Source organism: Mycobacterium sp. KBS0706, assembly GCF_005938675.2.
GTDB lineage: Bacteria > Pseudomonadota > Alphaproteobacteria > DSM-16000 > Inquilinaceae > Inquilinus.
On sequence record NZ_VCCH02000029.1, the window covers coordinates 77,052 to 86,420 of the forward strand.

The following is a 9,369-nucleotide window of genomic DNA, read 5'->3' on the forward strand; positions in this document are numbered from 1 at the left end:
CAGAGTCCCGATGCTACGCTGCGACACCATGCCGACCATCGCGCCTGCGACCCGGCCTCGCCCGGTCACGACACCCGCACGAGCCGCCTTGAACCGGGCCCGCGGCCGGGTTACCTGGAGGGGGCCATGAGCTCCGACCTGCCCCCCATCGTCTCGCCCTGCATCGGCGTCTGCACGCTCGAGGCCGGGACCGGCCTGTGCGCCGGCTGCCTGCGCACGACCGACGAGATCGCGGCCTGGCGCGACGCCGACAACGCCTGGCGGCTGGCCACCCTGCAGCGGCTGAAGGAGCGGCGGCGCGCCCGCGGCCGCACCAGCGCCGCCGACAGCCGGCCGCGCCGGCGCCAGCCGCAGACCGCTTGAGGGATCGCCCCTATGACCACCGTCACCGTCGCCGCCACCCAGACCTTCTGCAGCTGGAACGAGGCCGAGACCCTGGACCGGGTCGAGGCGCTGGTGCGCCAGGCCGCCGGCCGCGGCGCCCAGATCGTGCTGCCGCAGGAGCTGTTCGCCGCCCCCTACTTCTGCCGCGACGAGCTGCAGAAGCACTTCGCCCTGGCCCAGCCGATCGACGGCCATCCGGTGGTGGAGCGGTTCCGCCGGCTGGCGGCGGAGCTGCAGGTGGCGATGCCGGTCAGCGTGTTCGAGCGCGCCAACAACGCCTATTACAACTCGATCGCCATGGTCGATGCCGATGGCAGCGTGCTGGGCGTCTACCGCAAGTCGCACATCCCGGACGGGCCGGGATATGAGGAGAAGTTCTACTTCAACCCCGGCGACACCGGCTTCAAGGTGTGGCAGACCCGCTACGGCAAGGTCGGCTGCGGCATCTGCTGGGACCAGTGGTACCCGGAGACGGCGCGCTGCATGGCGCTGCTGGGGGCCGACGTGCTGCTGTACCCGACCGCGATCGGCAGCGAGCCGCAGGATGGCGGGCTGGACAGCCAGGCGCACTGGACCCGGGTGATGCAGGGCCATGCCGGCGCCAACCTGGTGCCGCTGGTCGCCTCGAACCGCATCGGCACCGAGGAGGGCGAGCGCTTCAGCCAGACCTTCTACGGCTCCTCCTTCATCGCCGGCCCGACCGGCGAGCTGGTGGCCCAGGCGGGGCGGACCGAGGAGGAGGTGCTGGTCGCCCGCTTCGACCTCGACGCCATCCGGGCCCAGCGCGCCAGCTGGGGCCTGTTCCGCGACCGCCGGCCGGAGCTGTATGGCGCGATCCTCACCTATGACGGGTCCACCCGCCCCTCCTGACGTTCGTCCGCGGCGATCTCGGCCAGGACCCAGTCGCGGAAGGCGGTGATCTTCGGCACGTCGCGGCGGCTGTCGAGATAGACGAGGTGGTAGAAGCCCTCGTCGCGGATGCTGAACCGGAAGGGCCGCACCAGCTCGCCGGCGGCGAGCTCGTCGAGGAAGAAGGTCGGGTTGACCAGCGCCACCCCCTGCCCGGCCTGCGCCGCGCGGCCCATCATCTGCTGGTTCTCGAGTTGCAGGCCGCCATTGGACACCGAGTCCGGCACGGCCACGCCGGCGGCGGCGAACCAGCGCTGCCAATAGGCGTCGCCGCCGTCCCAGAACAGCGGCACCCGCAGCAGGTCGCGCGGATCCTTCAGCCCGCCGGCGCGGTCGCGCAGCGCCGGGCTGCACAGGGCGGTGTATTCGATCGGCATCAGCGGGTGGGCGGCCAGGCCGGGCCAGACGCCCATGCCGTGGCGGATGCCGACGTCGCTGTCGCCGCGGGTGAAGTCGACCAGCCTGGTCTTGGTGTCGAGCCGGACGGCGATGCCGGGATGGGCCAGCTGGAACCGGCCGAGCCGCGGCACCAGCCAGTTGGTGGCGAAGGTGTGGATCGAGGTGATCGACAGCAGCCCGCCGGTGTCGTCGCGCGCCGCGGCGAAGGCGCCGGCCAGCCGGGCCAGGGCCTCGGTCACCGCCGGCGCCAGGCGCTCGCCGGTCTCGGTCAGTGCCACCTTGCGGGTCAGGCGCAGGAACAGCGGCGCGCCGACCCGGTCCTCGAGCAGGCGGATCTGGTAGCTGACCGCCGCCTGGGTCATGCCCAGCTCGGCCGCGGCCTTGGTGAAGCTGAGATGGCGCGCCGCCGCCTCGAACACCCGGATGGCCGGCAGCGGCGGCAGGCGCGAGGCTGATCCTTCATCCATAAAGACAGCTTATCCGTTGCTTATCGAGAACGCGTTGGTCGAAGGGGCGGGAAACGCCGATATTCCTCTCATACAACGACCCGGCCCGTCGAACCCATCAGCAGAGCTGATGCGTTCCGGGCCTCCAGGAGACCGAGATGACCAGCATCGTCCAGCGGGCGCCCGTGCGCCCGATCCCCCGGCTTCGCCCTCGGCGCGGCCTCCTCTCCATCCTCCAGGCCACCGCCCGGCGGATGCTGCGCCCGGCCGCCGGCCGGGTGCTCGACCCGAAGTCCCTGTCGGACCAGCTGCGCCGCGACCTCGGTTTTGAACGGAGCTAGAAGCCGAATTTGATAACGGCGCATCCATACAGGAACCGTCATGGCGAGGCGCGCAGCGCCGTGGCCATCCAGGGGGCCGGTGCGAGTGGCCCTGGATGGCCACGCCCCTTCGGGGCTCGCCATGACGATTGAGGGATCGGGGCTTGGCGATCATGCGGCGCTGGCCCCTGGGCCTGCCATCGCCTCCGCCGCCTCGGCCAGGAGCCAGTCGCGGAACAGGGCGATCTTCGGCACGTCGCGGCGGGTCTCGAGATAGACCACGTAATAGGCGCCGTTCTCGCGCAGCAGCGTCGGGAAGGGCTGCACCAGCTGGCCCGCGGCGAGCTCCTCGGCGAAGAACAGCGGGTTGAGCAGCGCCACGCCCTGCCCCGCCTTCGCCACCTGCCCCATCATCTGCTGGGTGTCGAGCCGGAGCCCGTCATCGGCGACCGAGGCCGGCACCGTCTCGCCCGCCGCGGCGAACCAGCGCTGCCACAGGTCGGCATCGTCCCACAAGAGCGGCAGGCGCAGCAGGTCGCGCGGCCGGGCGAGACCGAAGCGGTCGCGCAGCGCCGGGCTGCACAGCGGCGTGCAGTCGACCGGCATCAGGAGATGCGCCGCCAGCCCCGGCCAGACGCCGCGGCCGTAGCGGATGCCGAGATCGTAGTCGCCGCGGGTGAAATCGACATTGGTCTGGCCGGTGTCGACCCGCACCGTGGTGCCGGGATGGGCGGCCTGGAACCGGCCGAGCCGCGGCACCAGCCAGTTCGAGGCCATGGTCAGCACGGTGGTGACCGAGAGCAGCCCGCCGCCGGCGTCGTCGCGCAAGGCGGCGAAGGCCCCGGCCATGCGGGAGAGGGCATCGGTCAGCACCGGCGCCAGGCGCGCCCCGGCCTCGGTCAGCGCCACCTTGCGGGTGAGGCGATGGAACAGCGGCGCGCCGACCCGGTCCTCGAGCAGGCGGATCTGGTAGCTGACCGCCGCCTGGGTCATGCCCAGCTCCGCCGCCGCGCGGGTGAAGCTGAGGTGGCGGGCCGCCGCCTCGAACACCCGGACCGCGGCGAGCGGCGGTAGCTGGAAGCCTGGCTGGGTGTCCATGGGGGCGAGGGTCTACGGGCAGTTCAGGATATGTTCCAGTCTCGCCCGGGACGCGTGGTACTACAAGTCTGACGGCGGTTCTTGCGTCGCGAACCCCCTCCCCCTACCCCCCTCCCGCGAGGGGAGGGGGGACTCAGAAGGTTATCCCTGCCCGCCTCAGTCCAGCGTCTGCAAGGTCTCGCGCATGGTTTCGACCAGGCGGTCGATCTCGGCCTTCTCGATGATGAAGGGCGGCGACAAAGCGACGATGTCGCCGGTGGTGCGGATGCCGACGCCCTTGTGGAAGCACTTGACGAACAGGTCGTAGGCCCGGGCGGTCGGGCGGCCGGCGATCGGCTCCAGCTCCACCGCGCCGATCAGGCCGAGGTTGCGCACGTCGATGACGTGGCGGGTGCCCTTCAGGCTGTGCAGCGCCTGCTCCCAATACGGCGCCAGGTCGGCGACGCGCTCGAACAGCCCCTCCTCGCGGTAGACGTCGAGGGTGGCCAGGCCGGCAGCCATGGCCAGCGGATGGGCCGAGTAGGTGTAGCCGTGGAACAGCTCGATCATGTGCTCCGGCCCGGTCATGAAGGCGTCGTAGATGTGCTTGCGCACGCCGACGGCGCCGGCCGGGACGGCGGCGTTGGTCAGGCCCTTGGCCATGGTCACCATGTCCGGCTGCACGCCGAACCAGTCGGCGGCGAAGTTGCTGCCGAGGCGGCCGAAGCCGGTGATGACCTCGTCGAAGATCAGGAGGATGCCGTGCTTGTCGCAGATCTCGCGCAGCCGCTGCAGGTAGCCCTTGGGCGGCATCAGCACGCCGGTCGACCCCGCCACCGGCTCGACGATCACCGCGGCGATGGTGGAGGCGTCGTGCAGCGCCACCAGCCGCTCCAGGTCGTCGGCCAGCTCGGCGCCGTGCTCCGGCAGGCCGTGGCTCCAGGCGTTGCGCGCCAGGTCGTGGGTGTGGCGGATGTGGTCGACGCCGCTCAGCATGGTGCCGAAGGTGCGGCGGTTGGCGACCATGCCGCCGACCGAGATGCCGCCGAAGCCGACGCCATGATAGCCGCGCTCGCGCCCGATCAGCCGGGTGCGGGTGCCCTGGCCGATCTGGCGCTGATAGGCCAGGGCGATCTTCAGGGCGCTGTCCACCGCCTCGGACCCGCCGCCGGCGGCGAAGAAGACATGATCGAGGTCGCCCGGCAGCAGCTGGGCGACGCGCGAGGCCAGCTCGAACGCCTTGGGGTGGCCCATCTGGAAGGACGGGGCATAGTCCATCTCCGCCGCCTGGTCCTGGATCGCCTGGACGATCTTCGGGTGGCAGTGGCCGGCATTGACGCACCACAGGCCGGCGGTGCCGTCCAGCACCTGGCGGCCGTCGACGGTGGTGTAGTACATGCCCTTGGCCGAGGCGTAGAGCCGCGGCGCCGCCTTGAACGACCGGTTCGCGGTGAACGGCATCCAGAAGGATTCGAGGTTGTTCGGGGCGCGCAGGTCGTCCATGGGAAACTCCGGTCGGCTGTGGAGGGAACCGAACACGCCGGACGGCCGGCGCCGGTCCGCCTCCCGGGAATGAGGGGCCGGAGGGGAGCCTAGGACCGCCGGGATCGCTGGACAAGCGGGCGCGCGCGCCGGACACTGCGAAAACCGTCGGCGGAGGCCACCCCGATGCCGGCGTTCGGGATTTCGAACAGGAAAACACCCATGGCCGCCCCCTCGCCCGACATCGCCGGCGCGGAGTCCCTCTCCTCGGGGAGAGGGAGGGGCCCGGCCGAAGGCCGGGAGGGTGAGGGGGCGGTGCCGCCGGCAGACGATCCGGGCATCGACATCGGCGGTCGGCTGCGGCGGCTGCGCGAGGAGCACGGGCTGAGCCAGCGCGAGCTGGCCCGCCGCGCCGGCGTCTCCAACGCCACCGTCTCGCTGATCGAGCAGAACCGCGCCAGCCCCTCGATCGGCTCGCTGAAGCGGGTGCTGGACGGGCTGCCGCTGAGCCTGGCCGCGTTCTTCGCCCTGCCCGAGGGGCCGGAGGACCCGGTGTTCTTCCCGGCGGCCGAGCTGACCGAGATCGCGGGCAGGGCCGGGGGCCACGCCGCCGGCGGGGAGCTGATCTCCTACCGCCAGGTGGGCTGCGACCTGTCCGGCCGGGCGCTGCAGATCCTGCATGAGCGGCTGGCGCCGGGCGCCGACACCGGCCCGACGGCGCTGAGCCATGCCGGCGAGGAGGGCGGCGTGGTGATCCGCGGCCGGGTGGAGCTGACGGTCGGCCCGCGCCGCCGCATTCTCGGCCCCGGCGACGCCTATTACTTCCAGAGCCGCCTGCCGCACCGCTTCCGCGTGGTCGGCGAGGAGCCGGCGGAGATCGTCTCGGCCTGCACCCCGCCGAGCTTCTGAGAGCGGACCCCGGCACCCGGAGCGAGCCCCCCTTCGTGCCTCTCCCGCGGCGCGGGAGAGGTCGGCCTCGCGCAGCGAGGCCGGGTGAGGGCCGGCACCGGCCCCTCCCCTCGCCCGGACCTGCAAGCGCCTCCAGCCCCTCCCGCAAGCGGAAGAGGCGAAGCACATCGATTGATCGAGAAGAGAGGGCATGGCGCGACCGCGGCGGTGTTCAGCTGCTGTCGGGCTTCGGCGGCCCGGACGGCGAACAGCCGTCTCCGGACTCCGCCGGCGGCTCGGCCCAGCCGTTTCCGGCCGGGGAGGCCGCGGCGACCGGTTCCGTGCTCCCGCCGGGCATGGTGTCGCCGGCATCGGTGTCGGCGACATCGGCCCACCCGCGCGGCAGCCAGCCCGGGTTCGGCGGGCGGCCGATCTTGCGGCAGACCTCGCGCACGAACTCCTCGGGCGACAGCGAGTCGAGCTGCGCGTCCAGGATCTCGTCCTCGACCAGCGTCTCCCGGACCACCTCCCGGACGTGCTCGACATCCTCGGCCACATCGGGCGCCGCGGCCGCCTCGACCACCGCCTCGGTGGCCTGCTCCCGCCGCTGCCGGTGCCGCTCCTCCTCGCCCGAGTCCTTGCGCTTCTTCTTCCGCATCCCGAAGTCGACGCGGATCCGCTCGGTCATCGCGATCGACAGCCGCATCGAGCGGGAGAGGCGCGATTGCATCAGCGCGTAGTCCGGCACATCCGCCCCGCGCGGGGTCTGCTCCTGCTGCCGCACGAGCATACGCTTGGTGCGGTCATCGACCTCGATCATGCTGCGCAGCATGTCCAGCGCCCACCCCGTCCACTTCATGTCGGGATCGGTCGGCTTGACCTCGTCGGAGTCGGATTGCGGGTTGTTCATAGAACGTATCATGAACGAGAATCGCCGGTTAAGGCAATGAACATTGTGTTTCCGTCCGGGAGAGCACGGGCTGGCCGGTTTCCAACGAACCGCCAATATGATATGTACCATTGGTATCTACCCTGATCGGCGACGAGGCCTCCATGGACGACACCGCCATCGCCAAGCTGTTCCAGACCGGCCGCAGCCAGGCCGTGCGCCTGCCCAAGGAGTTCCGCTTCCCGGGCAAGGAGGTCCGCGTCAGGCGGCTCGGGCGCGGCGTGTTGCTGGAGCCGATGGAGCGGAGCGCCGAGGACCTCCAGGCGATCTTCGCCGAACTCGCCCGCTACCGGGACGTGCCCTTCATGGAGGAAGGCCGGCAGCAGCCGCCGATGCCACCGGCCGGCGACGTGTCTCTCGACGAGGAGCCGGGCGACGACGAAGCGGGCGGCGAGCGATCGGCCGGCGAATGATCTGCCTCGACACGAATGTCGTCATTGCCTACTGGAACGGCAGGTCGGCTCGATTGGTCGAGCGGTTCGAGCGCGAGATCGGGAAGGCTCCGCTCGCCCTGCCGGTCGTGACGCTGTTCGAACTGCGCTACGGCATCGCCAAGAGCGCCAGGCGACAGGAGAACACGGATCGGCTGGCGATCTTCCTGCAGCTTCCCATCGATGTCCTGACCTTCGAGCCGGAGGACGCCGAGGAGGCCGGCGACATCCGCGCGGTGCTGGAGCGGGCGGGCACGCCGATCGGCCCCTACGATGTCCTGATCGCGGCCCAGGCGCGCCGACGCGGCGCGGTGCTGGTCACGGCGAGCACCGGGGAGTTCGCGCGGGTGCCGGGGCTGTGGACGGAGGATTGGGCGGCGGGGTGAGCAGCGGTGGACGATGGCCGTCGATGCCGAAGCCGGCCAGGTAGGAGTTGCGGTGAAAAGCGCATCGGATCGAAGGCCGGAGCTTCCCTCGCTCCAGCCGGGCGAGGACGCGAAAGCCCGCCAAGGGTGGGTTGTCACCGCAATAACCAAAAGAAGGATGCGTGGACAGCGGAACACCAGGTAAGGTCGATCCATCCGCCCGATCCCGATAAAGGGATCGTCTCGCTCAGGTCCAAATGCCTCGGTTTTGGTGGGTAAACCACAACCAGACAGCCCGTCAGGAGATCGAAGGGCAGTATCTCTGGTCCCCCAAGACGGGGAGCAAAGGCGCGCGCAATGAATTCTACAACAACATGCGCCGCGCCAACCCCGGCGATGTGGTCCTCTCATTTGCTGATCAGGCGATCCGGTTTGTCGGTCGGGTTGCCGAATTCGCCTTCACCGCGCCGAAACCCACGGAGTTCGGCAACACAGGCGCCAATTGGAGCCACGAAGGTTGGCTCTTACCGGTCTTCTGGACACCCCTCACCCCGCCGGTCCACCCGAAGGCGTTGATCGGAACCTTGGGCCCGCTGCTGCCGTCGAAGTACTCGCCGATCGATCCCATTTCCGGCTCAGGCTTTCAGCACGTGTACCTCGCAGCCATTTCCGAGGCCGCATTCAAGACGGTAGTCGCCGGCGCCACCTTCAAATACGACGCTCTCACGCACGGCGGTGCAAACAGCCTGACCTTCGAGGTGGTCACCGAGCTTCTGGACGATGCCGTTGAGTGCCTCGTCGCGGCCGACCTTCAGCTGGATGACACGGTCAGGAAGAGCGTCATTCTCGCCCGCCGCGGCCAGGGGGAGTTTCGCGCGAAGGTTGAGTCCATCGAACGATCGTGCCGCCTGACGGGGATCACAAATCCCTCCCTGCTGATTGCCAGCCACATCAAGCCGTGGCGTTTGTGCGGCTCAGCCCAAGAACGCCTCGATGGCATGAACGGGCTCATACTCACGCCAGATGCCGATCACCTGTTTGACCGCGGGTTCATCAGCTTTGAGGACAACGGAGAGATTCTTGTCTCTCCGCGCGTGGACCCCACGGATTTGCGCCGCCTTGGTTTTGACCAGTTGGTCTCAGAGCGATTTGGAGTGGCCGAAGCTCCCGCGGTCTGGCGGACCCATGGCTTCGCGGCGCAGCAGAGCAGCTATATGGCCTATCACCGCTCACAGGTGTTCGTCGGCGCCTCTTAGGGAGCGGAGTACTGGCGCCGATCCTGGGGCGCCAACCGGCGATGTCCGACCACCATTCAGACTGAGCGTGATAATCGCACGAAAGGAATTCAGCTGAGCAAAATTTATGACAAGATCTCGAAATTGCTGCATATTCCTACCATTGGAAGAGCTTTGATTTTTTACACCCATTCTGGGGAATAGAGATTTTTCCTCAAAAAGGAGAAGAGCTTTGGAATTACAGAATTTTCTCACAGAGGTTGTGGCAAAATCCACACAAAATCGCTGTTTTTATCATTTTACAGACACGCGAAATTTGCCGTCGATAAGCGCCCACGGTCTACTTTCGATGCAGGAACTCCGCGCTCGTGGGCTAACAGTCTCGGCAACCGGCGGCAATTCATGGAGCTTAGATGCCGATTCGCAGTGCGGGATGGATGCGTATGTCCATCTATGCTTTTTTGACTCCCATCCCATGGAATGG

The 9,369-nt window shown here is 69.0% G+C and carries 12 protein-coding genes; 8 read left to right on the forward strand and 4 right to left on the reverse strand.

The genetic code is table 11. The annotated features are described in order from the left end of the window. Window positions 1-126: 126 nt before the first annotated feature. Both FFK22_RS17515 and aguB read left to right on the forward strand, forming a co-directional pair. Window positions 127-363 (forward strand): DUF1289 domain-containing protein, encoded by a 237-nt coding sequence (locus FFK22_RS17515; RefSeq protein ID WP_138892648.1) that lies wholly within the window; start codon window positions 127-129, stop codon window positions 361-363. Window positions 364-375: 12 nt separating this feature from the next. Beyond that, a complete protein-coding gene (aguB, locus tag FFK22_RS17520) occupies window positions 376-1,254 on the forward strand; it encodes an N-carbamoylputrescine amidase (RefSeq protein WP_138892647.1) in 879 nt (292 codons plus the stop codon). Here aguB and gcvA (FFK22_RS17525) read toward each other — a convergent pair. Beyond that, window positions 1,227-2,159: a transcriptional regulator GcvA gene (gene gcvA / locus FFK22_RS17525; protein WP_138892646.1), complete on the reverse strand. Its 933-nt coding sequence runs from the start codon at window positions 2,157-2,159 to the stop codon at window positions 1,227-1,229. The two genes, aguB and gcvA (FFK22_RS17525), sit on opposite strands and share 28 nt — an antisense overlap. Window positions 2,160-2,296: 137 nt before the next feature. On the opposite strand from gcvA (FFK22_RS17525), the gene FFK22_RS17530 reads away from it, so the two are divergent. Continuing rightward, window positions 2,297-2,479 carry a hypothetical protein gene (locus FFK22_RS17530; RefSeq protein ID WP_138892645.1) on the forward strand — a complete coding sequence of 61 codons (183 nt, stop codon included), beginning with the start codon at window positions 2,297-2,299 and terminating at the stop codon, window positions 2,477-2,479. Window positions 2,480-2,629: 150 nt separating this feature from the next. On the opposite strand, the gene gcvA (FFK22_RS17535) is transcribed toward FFK22_RS17530, so the two are convergent. Both gcvA (FFK22_RS17535) and FFK22_RS17540 read right to left on the reverse strand, forming a co-directional pair. Continuing rightward, window positions 2,630-3,556, reverse strand: a complete 927-nt coding sequence (gene gcvA / locus FFK22_RS17535; protein ID WP_138892644.1) for a transcriptional regulator GcvA — start codon at window positions 3,554-3,556, stop codon at window positions 2,630-2,632. A gap of 156 nt (window positions 3,557-3,712) precedes the next feature. After that, window positions 3,713-5,038: an aspartate aminotransferase family protein gene (locus FFK22_RS17540; protein WP_138892643.1), complete on the reverse strand. Its 1,326-nt coding sequence runs from the start codon at window positions 5,036-5,038 to the stop codon at window positions 3,713-3,715. 318 nt (window positions 5,039-5,356) lie between these two features. Between FFK22_RS17540 and FFK22_RS17545 the strand changes: the two genes are divergently transcribed. Beyond that, window positions 5,357-5,926, forward strand: coding sequence for a cupin domain-containing protein (locus FFK22_RS17545; RefSeq protein ID WP_373683751.1), 570 nt, complete (start codon window positions 5,357-5,359; stop codon window positions 5,924-5,926). A 211-nt stretch (window positions 5,927-6,137) separates the two neighbouring features. On the opposite strand, the gene FFK22_RS17550 is transcribed toward FFK22_RS17545, so the two are convergent. After that, window positions 6,138-6,815, reverse strand: coding sequence for a hypothetical protein (locus FFK22_RS17550; protein WP_143956839.1), 678 nt, complete (start codon window positions 6,813-6,815; stop codon window positions 6,138-6,140). A 143-nt stretch (window positions 6,816-6,958) separates the two neighbouring features. On the opposite strand from FFK22_RS17550, the gene FFK22_RS17555 reads away from it, so the two are divergent. The 4 genes from FFK22_RS17555 to FFK22_RS17570 all read left to right on the forward strand — a co-directional run. Further along, complete coding sequence (locus FFK22_RS17555) at window positions 6,959-7,267, forward strand: antitoxin (RefSeq protein WP_138893636.1); 309 nt, start codon at window positions 6,959-6,961, stop codon at window positions 7,265-7,267. Further along, window positions 7,264-7,671 (forward strand): type II toxin-antitoxin system VapC family toxin, encoded by a 408-nt coding sequence (locus tag FFK22_RS17560; RefSeq protein ID WP_138893635.1) that lies wholly within the window; start codon window positions 7,264-7,266, stop codon window positions 7,669-7,671. The genes FFK22_RS17555 and FFK22_RS17560 overlap by 4 nt, the downstream gene beginning before the upstream one ends. A gap of 236 nt (window positions 7,672-7,907) precedes the next feature. Further along, on the forward strand, window positions 7,908-8,906 hold the full coding sequence (locus tag FFK22_RS17565; protein ID WP_138893634.1) for an HNH endonuclease: 999 nt from the start codon (window positions 7,908-7,910) through the stop codon (window positions 8,904-8,906). 211 nt (window positions 8,907-9,117) lie between these two features. After that, on the forward strand, window positions 9,118-9,369 hold a 252-nt coding region (locus tag FFK22_RS17570), incomplete at its 3' end, for a DarT ssDNA thymidine ADP-ribosyltransferase family protein (RefSeq protein WP_186002521.1).

Excerpts from the sequence above, each read along its gene's own strand:
- gcvA (WP_138892644.1), bottom strand. The coding sequence starts at position 3,556 with ATGGACACCCAGCCAGGCTTCCAGCTACCGCCGCTCGCCGCGGTCCGG.
- gcvA (WP_138892646.1), bottom strand. The coding sequence starts at position 2,159 with ATGGATGAAGGATCAGCCTCGCGCCTGCCGCCGCTGCCGGCCATCCGG.
- FFK22_RS17515 (WP_138892648.1), top strand. The coding sequence starts at position 127 with ATGAGCTCCGACCTGCCCCCCATCGTCTCGCCCTGCATCGGCGTCTGC.
- FFK22_RS17530 (WP_138892645.1), top strand. The coding sequence starts at position 2,297 with ATGACCAGCATCGTCCAGCGGGCGCCCGTGCGCCCGATCCCCCGGCTT.
- FFK22_RS17560 (WP_138893635.1), top strand. The coding sequence starts at position 7,264 with ATGATCTGCCTCGACACGAATGTCGTCATTGCCTACTGGAACGGCAGG.
- FFK22_RS17550 (WP_143956839.1), bottom strand. The coding sequence starts at position 6,815 with ATGAACAACCCGCAATCCGACTCCGACGAGGTCAAGCCGACCGATCCC.
- aguB (WP_138892647.1), top strand. The coding sequence starts at position 376 with ATGACCACCGTCACCGTCGCCGCCACCCAGACCTTCTGCAGCTGGAAC.
- FFK22_RS17540 (WP_138892643.1), bottom strand. The coding sequence starts at position 5,038 with ATGGACGACCTGCGCGCCCCGAACAACCTCGAATCCTTCTGGATGCCG.
- FFK22_RS17565 (WP_138893634.1), top strand. The coding sequence starts at position 7,908 with ATGCCTCGGTTTTGGTGGGTAAACCACAACCAGACAGCCCGTCAGGAG.
- FFK22_RS17555 (WP_138893636.1), top strand. The coding sequence starts at position 6,959 with ATGGACGACACCGCCATCGCCAAGCTGTTCCAGACCGGCCGCAGCCAG.